This window comes from Pseudomonas sp. B16(2017) (assembly GCF_002113205.1).
In the GTDB taxonomy this organism is placed as follows: Bacteria; Pseudomonadota; Gammaproteobacteria; order Pseudomonadales; family Pseudomonadaceae; genus Aquipseudomonas; species Aquipseudomonas pharyngis.
This window is the reverse complement of record NZ_NEKA01000008.1, coordinates 36,096-50,787: the sequence shown is the minus strand read 5'-3', so window position 1 is coordinate 50,787 and position 14,692 is coordinate 36,096. Positions and strand designations below refer to the sequence as shown.

The window sequence follows — 14,692 nt, the reverse complement described above, 5'->3', positions numbered from 1 at the left end:
CAGTCCTTAATCAAAGTCATTGCGTGTTTTGGGGAGCGGACGCTTCTGGTTCCGGCGTCGGTGCAGGCGCTTGAGCAGGCGGCTGCGGCAACGATTCCGGTGCAGTATCGGGTGAGGCGGCAGGTATCGCCTCCTCGGCTGCCGGAGCGGCCTCGGGCGCTGTCGTCGGCGCCGGGCTGGAGCGGTAATCCGCGCGCCGCTTGAGCTGATACTCGCGCACCGCGTTGTTGTGCGCGTCCAGGTCATCGGAGAACACGTGGCTGCCATCGCCACGGGCAACGAAGTAGAGGCTGGTGCCATCCACCGGGTTGAGAGCCGCGTGAATGGCTTCACGTCCGACCATGGCAATCGGCGTCGGCGGCAGGCCGGGAATCATGTACGTGTTGTACGGCGTGGCTTCCTTGAGGTGGGCGCGAGTCAGTTTGCCGTTGTAGCGGTCGCCCAGGCCGTAGATCACCGTCGGGTCGGTCTGCAGCTGCATGCCCAGCGCCATGCGACGCACAAAGACTCCGGCAATCTGGCCACGTTCCTGAGGCACGCCCGTTTCCTTTTCCACCAGCGACGCCATGATCAGCGCTTGATAGGGCTCGGTGTAAGGCACGTCGGCGGAGCGCTTTTCCCACTCCTTGGCCAGCACTTCGTCGAGGCGGTCGAAGGCCTTTTTCAGCAGTTCGGTATCAGTCACACCGCGCACGAAGCGGTAGGTGTCGGGGAAGAAGCGGCCTTCAGGGAACAGACCCTTGTGACCGATTTTGGCCATGACCTCGCTGTCACTCAGACCATTGAGGGTCTGTTCGATCTTTTCATCCTTGGCCAGCGCGGCGCGCACTTGATGGAAATTCCAGCCTTCGACCAGAGTCAGGCTGTACTGAACCACATCGCCACGCTTCCACAGGTCGATCAGGCCGTTGACGGTCATGCCCGGCTGCATGCGGTATTCACCGCTGTGAATCGGCGTGCCGGCGAGGTTGAAACGCCAATAGACCCGCAGCCAGAACGCGTCCTTGATGACGCCATCGGCTTCGAGTCCAAGAAAAGTACGGGTCGGGGTGGATCCCTTGGGCACATCCAGCAGTTCTTCCTGCGTGATGTTCAGGGGCTGTTCCAGTGCCGAATGAATCTTCCAGGCGCTGGCGCCCAACAGCAGCCCTGCCAGAACCAGTCCGGTTTCCAGCAGCAGCAAAAGTTTACGTCTCACGAATCAGGCATCCAGTAGCGCGCGGGCAATGGTTTGCAGTTTACGGGTGAGCGGGCCAACCGGCCAGCTCAGAGCAGCACAGGCGCGTACCGGCCAGACGCCATACACGCTGTTGCAGACAAAGACTTCATCAGCCCATTGCAGCTGTTCGAGGGGGATGTCGGTGATTTGCACGGGAATGCCCAGGGACTCGGCCTGAAACAATATTTCTGCGCGCATCACGCCGGCCACGCCGCAACGTTTCAGGTCCGCCGTGATCAGCACACCGTCACGCACCAGGAACAGGTTGCTGAAGACTCCCTCGATCACGCGACCTGCCTGATCGAGCATCAAACCTTCGGCGTGCTCACTGTCCCGCCATTCGGCGCGGGCAATGACCTGCTCCAGTCGATTGAGGTGTTTGAGCCCGGCGAGCAACGGCTGTCTGGACAAACGCGTGCTGCAAGGAAACAGGCGAACGCCCTGTTCGGCGTGGGCCGCTGGATAAGCGGCGGGAGGATTGCCTTGCAGAATGCGTCGGCCCTGCGCCGAAGGATCCGGCGCATAACCGCGCAATCCGTCGCCACGGGTGAGGATGAGCTTGAGCACGCCCTCGCCCATCGCGGCGGCATAGGATTGCAGCTCATGGCGAACCCGCTCGATGTCGGCTGCGATGGCCAGACGCGCACAGCCGTCGGCCAGACGCGTCAGATGCCGATCCAGCAGCAACGGCTGGCCGCCACGCACGGCGATGGTCTCGAACAGACCGTCGCCGTAAGCCAGGCCGCGATCTTTCAGCGACAGAGCGTCAGCCGGCAGACCGTCGACCCAGCAGTCCATCAGCCGGCGAACCGACGGAACGCCAACGTGCCGTTGGTACCGCCAAATCCGAACGAGTTGGACAGCACGACATCGATGTCCATGTTGCGCGCGGTGTGCGGCACGAAATCGAGGTCGCAGCCTTCGTCCGGCTCTTCGAGGTTGATGGTCGGTGGCGCCACCTGGCTGTTGATCGCCAGCACGCTGAAGATCGCCTCGACCGCGCCCGCCGCACCGAGCAGGTGACCGGTCATGGACTTGGTGGAGCTGACCGCCAGCTTGTAGGCGTGATCACCGAACACCGACTTGATCGCGTTGGCTTCAGCGAGGTCGCCGGCCGGGGTCGAAGTGCCGTGGGCGTTGATGTATTGCACTTGATCGACGTTAATCTTCGCATCGCGCAGCGCGTTGGTGATGCAACGTGCCGCACCGGCGCCGTCGGCGGGTGGCGAAGTCATGTGGAAGGCGTCGCCACTGGTGCCGAAACCAATCAGCTCGGCATAGATGGTCGCGCCACGGGCCTTGGCGTGTTCGAGCTCTTCGAGCACCAGGGCACCGGCGCCGTCGGACAGCACGAAGCCGTCACGGCCCTTGTCCCACGGACGGCTGGCGCGGGTCGGCTCGTCGTTGCGGGTCGACAGCGCACGGGAAGCACCAAAGCCGCCCATGCCCAGACCGCACGCGGCCATCTCGGCACCGCCGGCAATCATCACGTCGGCTTCGTCGTACATGATGTTGCGCGCCGCCATGCCGATGCAGTGCGTACCGGTGGTACACGCCGTGGCGATGGCGTAGTTAGGCCCCTGTGCACCCAGGTGGATGGACAGGAAACCGGAAATCATATTGATGATCGAGCCAGGCACAAAGAACGGAGAAATCCGGCGCGGGCCGGTCTCGTGCAGGGTGCGGCTGGTTTCTTCGATGTTGGTCAGACCGCCGATACCCGAACCCATGGCCACGCCAATGCGTTCACGGTTGGCATCGGTGACTTCCAGACCGGCATTGCGTACGGCTTGAAAGCCGGCCGCCAGACCGTACTGAATGAACAGGTCGAGCTTGCGCGCTTCCTTGACCGACAGGTATTCCTCGACATTGAAGCCCTTTACCGAGCCGCCAAAGCGGGTGGAATAGGCAGAAAGGTCGGTGTGTTCGATCAGACCAATGCCACTGCGGCCAGCCAGAATGCCCTGCCAACTGCTCGGCACATCCGTGCCCAGTGGCGACAACATACCCATACCGGTGACTACGACGCGTCTACGCGACACAGCACTCTCCTTTTTCAAATGACGACTTTGCATCAGGCCTAAAGAAAAAACCGCACGCCATGATGGCAGTGCGGTTTTTCCATGACAGCAAGCAACGATTACAAACTATTACGCCTGGTGGCTAGTAACGTAGTCGATTGCAGCTTGTACAGTAGTGATCTTCTCAGCTTCTTCGTCAGGGATTTCGGTCTCGAATTCCTCTTCCAGAGCCATCACCAGCTCAACGGTGTCAAGGGAGTCGGCACCCAGGTCTTCTACGAAGGAAGCGGTGTTGACCACTTCTTCTTCTTTAACACCCAGTTGCTCGGCAACGATTTTCTTGACGCGCTCTTCGATGGTGCTCATACCTTGTTTTCACTCCTAATGGACAAATTCAGGCAGCTGGCCAGTGGGTAAGTGTATAGAAAGACTTTTCAGCTTTTCAACTGAAAGCTTCACTCCTCAAACCCTGCGCCCCTCTGCCTATAAATAGATTGCAGCTTTATAACGGATTTTAGACAGCTCGTATGACATTTTTTTGAAGCAATCCGTCACATTTGAATTACATGTACATCCCGCCGTTAACCGGGATTGTAGCCCCGGTCACGTATGCCGCACCGTCGGATGCAAGAAAAGCGACCACGGACGCGATCTCTTGAGCTTGTCCCAGACGGCCCAGCGGAATCTGCGTCTGCAAGGCTTCACGCTGTGCTTCAGGCAGCTCGCGCGTCATATCGGTGTCGATGAACCCTGGGGTTACCGAGTTGACCGTAATCGAACGCGAACCGACTTCACGCGCCATGGCACGGCTGAAACCTTCCAGCCCGGCCTTGGCGGCTGCATAGTTTACTTGGCCAGCGTTGCCCATGGCACCCACCACCGAGCCAATACTGATAATTCGGCCCCAACGCGCCTTGGTCATGCCGCGCAAAACGCCCTTGGACAGGCGATACAGACTGTTCAGGTTGGTATCGATCACGTCGTACCACTCGTCGTCTTTCATGCGCATCATCAGGTTATCGCGGGTGATGCCGGCATTGTTGACCAGAATCGCCACCGGAGCACCGAATTGCTCCTGGATGCTCGCCAGTACCTTGGTAACCGATTCATCGCTGGTGACGTTCAGTTCGAAACCTGCGCCCTGAATGCCGTTTTCCTTCAGGGTCGCAGCAATACGCTCGGCGCCCGAAGCGGAAGTCGCGGTGCCGACAACGATGGCGCCCTGACGACCCAGTTCCAGTGCGATAGCCTGGCCGATGCCACGGCTTGCGCCGGTGACCAGTGCAACTTTACCTTGCAGACTCATGCAAGCTTCTCCTGATTCAGACAGCCGCTGCGCGAGCAGCAGCGAAAGCGTCTGGGGTATTGAGGTTGGAAGTCGAAACGCCTTCGGCGCAACGTTTGTTCAGACCGGCCAGCACTTTGCCAGGGCCACATTCGACCAGGTTGGTCGCGCCTTTGGCGGCCAGGGTCTGGACCGATTCAACCCAGCGAACCGGCTTGTAGAGTTGCTCCAGCAGATCACGCTTGAGGGTTTCCAGATCCGCCGGCACCTGGGCGCTGACGTTCTGCACCACAGGGATCTGCGGTGCCTGCCAGTCGATGGCAGCGATGGACTCGGCGAAGCGCTCGGCAGCCGGGCGCATCAGTTCACAGTGCGACGGCACGCTGACCGGCAGCGGCATGGCACGCTTGGCGCCACGGGCCTTGCAGCCTTCGATGGCACGCTCAACGGCAGCCTTGGCACCGGCGATCACTACCTGGCCCGGGGAGTTGAAGTTCACCGCGCTGACCACTTCGCCTTGTGCCGCTTCGGCACAGGCAGCGAGAACGTCAGCATCTTCCAGACCGAGGATGGCAGCCATGCCGCCCTGCCCGGCCGGTACGGCTTCCTGCATCAACTGGCCACGGCGCTCGACGAGCTTTACCGCGTCGGCCAGGCTCAGGCTGCCGGCAGCGACCAGCGCGCTGTATTCACCCAGGCTGTGACCGGCAACGAAGGCCGGACGCGCGCCACCTTCCGCCAGCCACAGACGCCACAGGGCGATCGAAGCGGTCAGAATGGCCGGTTGGGTTTTGTCGGTTTGATTGAGCAGCTCTTCCGGGCCCTGCTGGGTCAGTGCCCACAGGTCATAGCCCAGAGCATCGGATGCTTCTTTGAAAGTTTCGAGGATCAGTGGATGTTGCGCGCCCAGCTCGGCCAGCATGCCGAGGGACTGCGAACCCTGTCCTGGAAAGACGAATGCGAGGGAAGCAGACATGTAACAAGCCCCTAATGATCTTGTCGTCGGAAAAATGGCATCCCGCTAGAGGGACGCAAGAAACTGACAGTTGGATGGCCCTTTGAACCGGGCGGTCACATTTAAGCATTGTCCGACGAAAACGCCTAAGACAACAAATCCTCCAGTCGGCCGTGCAGGCGCTCGGGAAGATTCTCCTGAATCTCGATCAGCGCTCGCTGAATCGCACTCTGAAACCCCTGAACCCCGGCCGAACCGTGACTTTTCACGACAATCCCCTGCAAGCCGAGGAAGCTTGCGCCGTTATGTCGCGCCGGCGCCAGATCAGCCTGCAGACGCTTCATCAATGGCAGCGCCAGAGCGCCGACAGCACGGGAAGCGAAGTTTTTCTTGAACAAGGCCTCGATACGCGCAGCGATCATCGTCGCCAGGCCTTCGCTGGACTTGAGCAGTATATTGCCGACAAAACCGTCGCAAACCACCACATCCGCCTCGCCGCGATACAAGCCGTCACCTTCGATGAAACCGATGTAGTTAATGCCCCGTGCAGCCTGCAGCAACGTCGCAGCCAGTTTGACCTGCTGATTGCCCTTGATGTCTTCGGTGCCGATATTCAGCAGCGCAACACGCGGACGGGCAATGCCAAGGGTTTGCGCGGCCACGGACCCCATCACGGCGAACTGCAACAAGTGCTCGGCACTGCAATCGACGTTGGCGCCGAGATCAAGCAACTGGCAGTAGCCTTTTTGGGTGGGGATGGCGGCAACCATGGCCGGACGATCAATCCCCGGCAGGGTCTTGAGCACGAATCGCGACAGGGCCATCAGTGCCCCGGTATTGCCGGCACTGACACAGGCCTGGACCTTGCCATCACGCAGCAACTCGAGGGCGACACGCATCGACGAGTCCGGCTTGCCACGCAGGGCCTGGGCAGGTTTTTCGTCCATGGTGATGACTTCGGACGCCGGGACAATCGTCAGGCGCGCGCGATCGGCAGCCGATTGGCCGGTGATCAGTTCTTCAAGAAGGGAAGGTTGACCGACGAGGGTCAGGTGCAGCGAGGGTGTAGCAGAAAGGCAAGCAAGGCTGGCCTGAACAATGCTGCGGGGACCGAAGTCCCCGCCCATTGCGTCAATCGCGATGACTTGAGCGGACAAGTGATTACTCGTCAGCGCCCTTGTCGATCACTTTACGGCCACGGTATACGCCTTCTGGCGATACGTGGTGACGCAGGTGAACTTCACCAGTGGTTTTTTCTACAGACAGGGTGCTAGCCTCGAGAGCGTCGTGCGAACGGCGCATGTCACGGGCAGAGCGGGATTTTTTGTTCTGCTGAACAGCCATAATTGATTAACTCCTAAACGTTTGGGTCACGCTTTAACTGCGCCAATACACTGAACGGGTTGGACCGCGTTACCTCGTCCTCGCTCGGTTCGGGCTCATCTGCTCCCGCCGGCTGCTGGCATTCTTCCGGATGATGAGCAGGCACAATGGGCAAGGCGAGCAGAAGCTCCTCCTCGATCAGTGACTGCAGATCCAATGGATCTTCGCCCAGTTCCAGCACGTCATAACCTTTCGGTAACGACTGGGTATTCGCACCCTCCTTCACAACAGCGTAACTGCATTCGCTGTGGATCGGCAGGGTGACCAGCTCAAGACAACGCTGGCAAACCATTTTGACTTCGGTGTCGATAAAGCTGTGGATCACCACAGATTTACGTTCATCTCGTTCAAAAACGAATTTTGCCTGCACCGTACCGACATCGTCGGAAAGCGGGTCGCAGAGTCTCTTCAAATCGGCCAGCAGCAGTTCACCTTGAAGGGTGGTGCCACGGTCAGCCAATTTGCGCGGGTCAACGTGAGGTGGAATCGGGTCATTCAACATAGGCGCAGCATTATAGGGATGCACCCACCCATGTCAAAGGAAATTGTGCCCTGTCCGTCACTTGCGCGGCTCCGCTAGAATCTGTCGCCTGCCTCTGGAGATGCGAATGCTGCCTTTATTACTCGCTTCAAGCTCGACCTATCGTCGAGAATTGCTCAGCCGCCTGCGCCTGCCGTTCGTCTGCAGCTCACCGAATATCGATGAAAGCCATCGCCCGGACGAGTCGGCAATCGAGCTGGTCAAGCGCCTCGCCGAACAAAAGGCCCGAGCCTTGGCCGACAGCCACCCTGCCCACCTGATCATCGGCTCCGACCAAGTTGCCGTACTCGGCGAGCGCATCATCGGCAAGCCGCACACCTTCGAAAACGCCCGCGAACAACTGATGGCCGCCAGCGGCGCCAGCGTGACCTTCCTCACCGGCCTGGCCCTGCTCAACAGCCAGACCGGCCACTGCCAGGTCGACTGCGTGCCCTTCGCCGTGCACATGCGCGTACTGGATCAGGCCTGCGTCGAGCGCTACCTGCACGCCGAGCAGCCCTATGACTGCGCCGGCAGCTTCAAGGCCGAAGGACTGGGAGTAAGCCTGTTTCAGTCCACCGAAGGCCCGGACGCCACCAGCCTGATCGGCCTGCCGCTGATTCGCCTGATCGACATGCTGCTGGTCGAAGGCGTACAGATTCCCTGACCCACAAAAAACCGGCCCTCAGGCCGGCCTTTCTTGCAGCATTCGATCAACGCAACGACGGGCCGTTGAAACCCATCCACATTGCCAGCTTCTCGGCAACGCTGGCACCGAGCTTCTTCGAGAAGCGGTCGAACGGCGATTCCTGAACGGTGAAGTCCACCAGTTCCTTTTCGCCAATCACCTCACGCGCCACCGAACTGGCATTGCCCAGCCCATCGATCAGCCCCAATGGCAGCGCCTGCTCGCCAGACCAGACCAGCCCGGAGAACAGCTCCGGATGCTCCTTGTCCTTCAGGCGATCGCCACGCCCCTGCTTGACGCTGTTGATGAACTGCTTGTGCGTGGTATCCAGCACACTCTGCCAGAACGCCGTTTCTTCCGGCTTCTGCGGCTGGAACGGATCGAGGAACGCCTTGTGCTCGCCGGAGGTGTAAGTGCGACGCTCGACACCGAGCTTCTCCATGGTCCCGACAAACCCGTAACCGGCCGCCGTCACACCAATGGAACCGACCAGACTGGCCTTGTCGGCATAAATCTGATCCGCCGCACTGGCAATGTAATAGGCACCGGAAGCTCCCAGATCGGAAATCACCGCGTACAGCTTGGTGTCGGGATGCAGGCCGCGCAGGCGCTTGATCTCGTCATACACATAACCCGACTGCACCGGACTGCCGCCCGGACTGTTGATGCGCAGGATTACGCCCTTGACCTTCTTGTCCTCGAACGCCGCGCGCAGGCTGCCGACGATATTGTCGGCGCTGGCCGGCTCCTTGTCGGCAATCATGCCGGTGACGTCGATCAGCGCGGTGTAGTTGCCGCTGCGGGTGGCGCTTTTTTCCATGTCCATCAACGGCGTGAACAGGATCAGCGCAACAAACAGATAAACAAAGGTCAGCAACTTGAAGAAGATGCCCCAGCGCCGCGAACGACGCTGCTCCTGCACGCCGGCCAGCAGAGTCTTTTCCAGCAGCTTCCAGCTTTTCGCATCACCGTCGTCGGCAGTTGCCTTGGCCGGTGCTTTCCATTCGTCGGTCATGCCATCCACCCCAGCAAAAACGTATTAAGCCTGCTGCCCCAGCCAGGCGTGCAATTCGGAAAAATGGTCGATCGACAGTCGCGGCTCAAACTGCTGCAGTGATTCGATCGATTGCGCGCCATAACTGACCGCCACCGAATCCATCCCCGCATTGCTCGCCATCAGCAGATCGAAGGACGAATCACCGACCATCAGCGCTTGCTCGGCACGCACACCGCAATGCGCAAGGATCTGCTCCAGCATCAGAGGGTGCGGCTTGCTTGCAGTTTCATCGGCTGCGCGGGTGATATCGAAATAATCTTCCCAGCCATTGGCCTTGAGCACCCGATCCAGCCCGCGACGATTCTTGCCGGTCGCGACAGCCAGGTGATAGCCCTGCTCGCGAAAGGACGCCATCGACTCGACTACGCCTTCGAACAACGGCGAAGGCACGGCTTCTGCAGCGATGTAGTGATCGGCGTAATACTCGCGAAACAAGGTCATTTCGGTATCGCTGATTTCCGGATACAGCGTGCGGATCGCCTCGGGTAAGCCCAGACCGATGATGCCTTTGACGGCAAAATCATCACGCAACTCGAAACCTGAACGCCCGGACGCCGAGTGCATCGCCTCGACAATCCGATGAATGGAATCGGCCAGGGTGCCGTCCCAATCGAAAATCAGCAGCTTGTAATCAGATGGGCGCACTCAATCGCTCCACAGTCTTGGCCCACATTTCATCGACCGGTGCCTGCAACTTGAGTTCACCGCCATCGGGCAGCGGCACGGTCAGCATGTAGGCGTGCAGGAACAGGCGCTTGCCGCCCAGATCACGGATTTCCTTACTGAAACCGTCATCGCCGTATTTGGTGTCACCGGCAATGCAGTGTCCGGCGTGCAACGTGTGGACGCGGATCTGGTGCGTGCGCCCGGTGATCGGTTTGGCCTCGATCAAAGTGGCAAAATCGCCGAAGCGACGCAGGACCTTGAACACGGTCACAGACTCCTTGCCCTCCTCCTCGTCGACCTCGACCATGCGCTCACCGGAGCGCAGATTGCTCTTGCCGAGCGCCGCACGGACCTGCTTGATCGAGGTCGCCCAGTTGCCGCGAACCAGTGCCATGTAGCGCTTGTCGACACCGTCACCGCGCAACGCGGCATGCAAGTGACGCAACATGCTGCGTTTCTTGGCGATCATCAGCAGGCCGGAGGTGTCGCGATCGAGACGGTGAACCAGCTCGAGCTCCTTGGCATCGGGGCGCAACTGACGAAAGGCTTCGATAACGCCGTAATTCAGGCCGCTGCCACCGTGAACCGCAATGCCGGCGGGCTTGTTGATCACGATCAGGGCTTTGTCTTCGTAGACAATCGAGGCTTCCAGGCGCTGCAACAGGCCTTGAGCCAAAGGGACCGGCTCGTCACGCTCAGGCACGCGCACCGGCGGCACGCGCACAATGTCGCCGGCCTGCAGCTTGTATTCGGGCTTGATCCGACCTTTGTTCACGCGCACTTCGCCTTTGCGCAAAATGCGGTAAATCAAGGTCTTGGGCACGCCTTTGAGCCGGGCGAGGAGGAAATTGTCGATTCGTTGGCCGGCATATTCCGGCGAGACCTCAAGCAGTTGAACGCCTGGAGTCGTAGGGGCAGTAGTCGTCATGGCGCGGATAATAACAATTTTTTATGGAATTGAAGCACTTAATCATTGCTGCTATAGTCGCGAACGCCGCCAAAAGCGGCCTGGACAGCGGAACCACGGTCAAAAACCGGCCCTGACCAACGCAATTCACCAGGACGCGAGGCCGTCCTACGGGGCTTTTGCTACGTAACGGTGGAGTTTGCAGCTGTAACAAGCGCAGGTGACATGAGGCCTGAATCACGCCGCAAAGCAGAGTTTTCACTCGCCACGCGAGCCATATTCACGGCCAGTTCACAAAGTGCAGTCAGCCGCGGATGACCCCGAGCGAAGACTCCGGAAACACCGCCTGAATTAGCCATGATGCGTGACCTCCCCTTTCGGAGCTCACGGTAAATGCCAACCCGCTGCGGATTCTGCGCGCGGCAGCACCCGAATTATCAGGGATACGTGTAGGGTGGAGATGCACAACCGCTGGACTGTGTAGCAACAGGTTTTATCAAGACGCTTCATCTCGTCCACAGCCACCGGTTGATTCCTCCTCCTGACTGAGTGCTTAAGTAGCCACAGCAAGCAGGACGCGTACGTCGCGATAACGGCCCAATTGGCCGGACATCGCTGGACACGGGAATGGCCAACCACTCCCGACGCACCTGACACCGACCGTGAGAAGTCGTGTGTGCCGAACGCCGTTTCCGGCAGCCCGGAAACCGACGGTACTACATGAAAAGAATGCTGATTAACGCAACTCAACCCGAAGAGTTGCGTGTTGCACTGGTAGATGGCCAGCGCCTCTACGACCTGGACATCGAATCCGGTGCACGCGAGCAGAAGAAGGCCAACATCTATAAAGGCCGCATCACTCGCATCGAACCAAGCCTTGAGGCTGCCTTTGTCGATTTCGGCTCCGAGCGCCACGGCTTCCTGCCCCTCAAAGAAATCTCCCGCGAATACTTCAAGAAAGCCCCTGAAGGCCGCGTCAACATCAAGGACGTCCTGAGCGAAGGCCAGGAAGTCATCGTTCAGGTCGAAAAAGAAGAACGTGGCAACAAGGGCGCAGCCCTGACCACCTTCATCAGCCTGGCCGGTCGTTACCTCGTTCTGATGCCGAACAACCCTCGTGCCGGCGGCATCTCCCGTCGCATCGAAGGCGAAGAGCGCAACGAACTGCGTGAAGCGCTGAACGGTCTGGTCGCTCCAGCCGACATGGGTCTGATCGTGCGCACTGCCGGCCTGGGCCGCAGCAGCGAAGAAATGCAGTGGGACCTCGATTACCTGCTGCAACTCTGGACCGCCATCAAAGAAGCCTCGCTGGATCGTTCCGCGCCATTCCTGATCTACCAGGAAAGCAACGTGATCATCCGCGCGATCCGCGATTACCTGCGCCAGGACATCGGCGAAGTGCTGATCGACAGCGTTGAAGCCCAGGACGAAGCCCTGACCTTCATCCGCCAGGTGATGCCGCAGTACGCCAGCAAGATCAAGCTGTACGAAGACAGCGTTCCGCTGTTCAACCGTTTCCAGATCGAAAGCCAGATCGAGACCGCTTTCCAGCGCGTCGTCGAACTGCCGTCCGGCGGCTCCATCGTCATCGATCCGACCGAAGCCCTGGTGTCCATCGACATCAACTCGGCGCGCGCCACCAAAGGCAGCGACATCGAAGAAACCGCCCTGCAGACCAACCTTGAAGCCGCCGAAGAAATCGCCCGTCAGTTGCGCCTGCGCGACATCGGCGGCCTGATCGTCATCGACTTCATCGACATGACCCCTGCCAAGAACCAGCGCGCCGTGGAAGAGAAAGTCCGCGAATGCCTGGAAGCCGACCGCGCCCGCGTGCAGATCGGCCGCATCTCGCGCTTCGGCCTGCTGGAAATGTCCCGTCAGCGCCTGCGTCCTTCGCTCGGTGAAAGCAGCGGCATCGTCTGCCCGCGCTGCAGCGGCACCGGCATCATCCGTGACGTCGAATCGCTGTCCCTGGCGATCCTGCGCCTGATCGAAGAAGAAGCCCTGAAAGACCGCACCGCCGAAGTTCGCGCTCAAGTACCGATCCCGGTGGCCGCGTTCCTGCTCAACGAAAAACGCAACTCGATCACCAAGATCGAACTGCGCACCCGCGCCCGCATCGTCATCCTGCCGAACGATCACCTCGAAACCCCGCATTTCGAAGTTCAGCGTCTGCGTGACGACAGCCCGGAAGCCGCGACCAACCAGTCCAGCTACGAAATCGCTGCCGCTGCCGCCGATGTCGAAGACGTCCAGCCAGCCGCCGCGACCCGCACCCTGGTTCGCCAGGAAGCCGCGGTCAAGACGGCTCCGGCCCGCGCCAACGCTCCGGTTCCGACCGAAGTCGCCGCTCCGGCCCCGGCACCTGCTCCAGTTGCCGCGCCAGAGCCAAGCCTGTTCAAAGGCCTGGTGAAGTCGCTGGTCAGCCTGTTCGCCACCAAGGAAGAGCCGGTTGCTCCGGTCGTGGTTGAAAAACCAGCCACCGAGCGTCCGGCCCGCAACGAAGAGCGTCGCAACGGTCGTCAGCAGAGCCGCAACCGTAATGGTCGCCGCGATGAAGAGCGCAAGCCGCGCGAAGAGCGTGCACCGCGTGAAGAGCGCGCCCCACGTGAGCCGCGTGAAGAGCGTCAACCGCGCGAACCACGTGAAGTCCGCGAGCCACGCGAATCCCGTGACGAAGCACCGGTAGCCCGCGAAGAACGCGCACCACGCGCGCCTCGTGAAGAACGTGCACCACGTGCTCCGCGTGAAGATCGCAAGCCACGTGGCGAGCGTGAAGAACGCGTACGTGAACTGCGCGAGCCTCTGGATGCCGCTCCGGCCGTTGCTGCCGCCGCCACCGCTGAAGAGCGTCCGGCCCGTCAGCCACGTGAAGAACGTGCGCCACGTCCTCCGCGTGAAGAGCGTCAGCCGCGCGCCGAACAGGCCGCTGCTGCCATCGCTGAAGAAGAAATCACCACCAACGAAGAGCAGCTGCCGGAAGAAGGTTCGGAGAACGCCGAAGGCGATCGTCCACGCCGCCGCTCCCGTGGTCAGCGTCGTCGCAGCAACCGTCGCGAGCGTCAGCGTGATGCCAATGGCAACGTGATCGAAGGTTCGGAAGAGTCCGAGTCCGGCGAAAACGCCCAGGCGCCAAGCACTGCCGATCTGGCTGCTGGTCTGGCTGTTACCGCTGCTGTTGCCAGCACCGTGATCAGCGCTCCGGCTGAAGCTCAGGCCCACGAGCAAGCTGAACGCGCTACCGCTGCAACACTGGAAACTGCTCCAGTAGAAGCGCCGGTTGTTGAAGCCACCACTCCGGTCGTAGCGCCTGCTGCTCCGGAAGTCGAAGTAGCTCCGGCTCGCGAAGCTCAGCCTCAGGTTGAAGTCGCTGCCGAACCAGCTGTGTCCTTTGAAGCGCCAGCCGTCGCTGAACAGTCGGTTGTCGAAACCGTCGCTGAAACCGTGACCGAAACCGTGCGTGAAGTTCGCGAAGAACAGACCGCGTTCAACTGGGTCGCCGAGCCGGCTGCCACTGAAACACCAGCGCCAGTGGTTGAAGCGCATGTTGTTGTTGAAGAAGCCAAGGCTGCCGAGCCAGTAGTTGTTGCTGAACCGGCACCGGTCGTTGAAGCCCCTGTGGTTGAAGCGCCAGTTGTAGCCGAAGCACCAGCGCCAGTGGTTGAAGCAGCTCCGGTCAGCGCCCTGACCCCAAGCGGCCGCGCGCCGAACGACCCGCGTGAAGTGCGTCGTCGCAAGCGTGAAGAAGAGCGTCTGCAGAAGGAAGCCGAGCTGGCTGCCGCTGCCGCCGCTGCTGCTCCAGCTGCCGAAGTGGTCGAGGCGGCTCCTGCCCCGGTCGCCGAGGAAGTGGCCGTTGAAGCCGTGATTGCCGAAGCACCACGCTCCGTTCAGGAAGCGGTCGAGCAACACGAAGAGGCCCAGGAAAAAGAACACGAGCCTAAACCCCTCGTCTGATTCCAAAAGCCACTAAAAAGCCCCGCCTGGTGATCCA

At 60.4% G+C, this 14,692-nt stretch carries 14 protein-coding genes; 2 read left to right on the top strand and 12 right to left on the bottom strand.

Going from position 1 to position 14,692, the window contains the following annotated elements; translation table 11 throughout:
* Positions 1-16: 16 nt before the first annotated feature.
* The 9 genes from mltG to CAG25_RS15450 form a co-directional block, all read right to left on the bottom strand.
* A complete protein-coding gene (gene mltG / locus CAG25_RS15490; protein ID WP_085612127.1) occupies positions 17-1,198 on the bottom strand; it encodes an endolytic transglycosylase MltG in 1,182 nt (393 codons plus the stop codon).
* A gap of 3 nt (positions 1,199-1,201) precedes the next feature.
* Entirely contained in the window at positions 1,202-2,017 is an 816-nt protein-coding gene (pabC, locus tag CAG25_RS15485; RefSeq protein WP_085612126.1) for an aminodeoxychorismate lyase, read from the bottom strand.
* Positions 2,017-3,261: a beta-ketoacyl-ACP synthase II gene (gene fabF, locus CAG25_RS15480; protein WP_041475396.1), complete on the bottom strand. Its 1,245-nt coding sequence runs from the start codon at positions 3,259-3,261 to the stop codon at positions 2,017-2,019. Before fabF ends, pabC begins: the two co-directional genes overlap by 1 nt.
* 108 nt (positions 3,262-3,369) lie before the next feature.
* Entirely contained in the window at positions 3,370-3,606 is a 237-nt protein-coding gene (gene acpP / locus CAG25_RS15475; RefSeq protein WP_003175607.1) for an acyl carrier protein, read from the bottom strand.
* A 196-nt stretch (positions 3,607-3,802) separates the two neighbouring features.
* Positions 3,803-4,546 (bottom strand): 3-oxoacyl-ACP reductase FabG, encoded by a 744-nt coding sequence (gene fabG / locus CAG25_RS15470; protein WP_007950790.1) that lies wholly within the window; start codon positions 4,544-4,546, stop codon positions 3,803-3,805.
* A gap of 16 nt (positions 4,547-4,562) precedes the next feature.
* Positions 4,563-5,501, bottom strand: coding sequence for an ACP S-malonyltransferase (gene fabD, locus CAG25_RS15465; RefSeq protein ID WP_007950787.1), 939 nt, complete (start codon positions 5,499-5,501; stop codon positions 4,563-4,565).
* Positions 5,502-5,626: 125 nt separating this feature from the next.
* Positions 5,627-6,637 (bottom strand): phosphate acyltransferase PlsX, encoded by a 1,011-nt coding sequence (plsX, locus tag CAG25_RS15460; protein WP_085612125.1) that lies wholly within the window; start codon positions 6,635-6,637, stop codon positions 5,627-5,629.
* 4 nt (positions 6,638-6,641) lie between these two features.
* Positions 6,642-6,824 carry a 50S ribosomal protein L32 gene (rpmF, locus tag CAG25_RS15455; protein ID WP_003179396.1) on the bottom strand — a complete coding sequence of 61 codons (183 nt, stop codon included), beginning with the start codon at positions 6,822-6,824 and terminating at the stop codon, positions 6,642-6,644.
* 13 nt (positions 6,825-6,837) lie between these two features.
* Positions 6,838-7,365 carry a YceD family protein gene (locus tag CAG25_RS15450; RefSeq protein WP_003204262.1) on the bottom strand — a complete coding sequence of 176 codons (528 nt, stop codon included), beginning with the start codon at positions 7,363-7,365 and terminating at the stop codon, positions 6,838-6,840.
* Positions 7,366-7,471: 106 nt separating this feature from the next.
* Here CAG25_RS15450 and CAG25_RS15445 point away from each other — a divergent pair, with 106 nt between their 5' ends.
* Complete coding sequence (locus tag CAG25_RS15445) at positions 7,472-8,050, top strand: nucleoside triphosphate pyrophosphatase (protein ID WP_085612124.1); 579 nt, start codon at positions 7,472-7,474, stop codon at positions 8,048-8,050.
* A 46-nt stretch (positions 8,051-8,096) separates the two neighbouring features.
* Here CAG25_RS15445 and sppA read toward each other — a convergent pair whose 3' ends face one another.
* Genes sppA through rluC form a run of 3 tightly spaced genes read right to left on the bottom strand, consistent with a single transcriptional unit; the run spans position 8,097 to position 10,722 of the window.
* Positions 8,097-9,086, bottom strand: a complete 990-nt coding sequence (gene sppA / locus CAG25_RS15440) for a signal peptide peptidase SppA (RefSeq protein ID WP_085612123.1) — start codon at positions 9,084-9,086, stop codon at positions 8,097-8,099.
* Between the two features lie 24 nt (positions 9,087-9,110).
* Positions 9,111-9,773 (bottom strand): HAD-IA family hydrolase, encoded by a 663-nt coding sequence (locus tag CAG25_RS15435; protein WP_085612122.1) that lies wholly within the window; start codon positions 9,771-9,773, stop codon positions 9,111-9,113.
* On the bottom strand, positions 9,760-10,722 hold the full coding sequence (gene rluC, locus CAG25_RS15430; protein WP_039770677.1) for a 23S rRNA pseudouridine(955/2504/2580) synthase RluC: 963 nt from the start codon (positions 10,720-10,722) through the stop codon (positions 9,760-9,762). Before rluC ends, CAG25_RS15435 begins: the two co-directional genes overlap by 14 nt.
* A 699-nt stretch (positions 10,723-11,421) precedes the next feature.
* Between rluC and rne the strand changes: the two genes are divergently transcribed.
* Entirely contained in the window at positions 11,422-14,655 is a 3,234-nt protein-coding gene (gene rne, locus CAG25_RS15425) for a ribonuclease E (RefSeq protein ID WP_085612121.1), read from the top strand.
* The last annotated feature ends 37 nt before the right edge of the window (positions 14,656-14,692 follow it).

Bases quoted from the DNA above. Each gene is read 5' to 3' on its own strand.
- CAG25_RS15445 (WP_085612124.1), top strand. From the start codon at position 7,472: ATGCTGCCTTTATTACTCGCTTCAAGCTCGACCTATCGTCGAGAATTG.
- sppA (WP_085612123.1), bottom strand. From the start codon at position 9,086: ATGACCGACGAATGGAAAGCACCGGCCAAGGCAACTGCCGACGACGGT.
- rluC (WP_039770677.1), bottom strand. From the start codon at position 10,722: ATGACGACTACTGCCCCTACGACTCCAGGCGTTCAACTGCTTGAGGTC.
- rne (WP_085612121.1), top strand. From the start codon at position 11,422: ATGAAAAGAATGCTGATTAACGCAACTCAACCCGAAGAGTTGCGTGTT.
- acpP (WP_003175607.1), bottom strand. From the start codon at position 3,606: ATGAGCACCATCGAAGAGCGCGTCAAGAAAATCGTTGCCGAGCAACTG.
- pabC (WP_085612126.1), bottom strand. From the start codon at position 2,017: ATGGACTGCTGGGTCGACGGTCTGCCGGCTGACGCTCTGTCGCTGAAA.
- rpmF (WP_003179396.1), bottom strand. From the start codon at position 6,824: ATGGCTGTTCAGCAGAACAAAAAATCCCGCTCTGCCCGTGACATGCGC.
- CAG25_RS15450 (WP_003204262.1), bottom strand. From the start codon at position 7,365: ATGTTGAATGACCCGATTCCACCTCACGTTGACCCGCGCAAATTGGCT.
- fabD (WP_007950787.1), bottom strand. From the start codon at position 5,501: ATGTCTGCTTCCCTCGCATTCGTCTTTCCAGGACAGGGTTCGCAGTCC.
- fabG (WP_007950790.1), bottom strand. From the start codon at position 4,546: ATGAGTCTGCAAGGTAAAGTTGCACTGGTCACCGGCGCAAGCCGTGGC.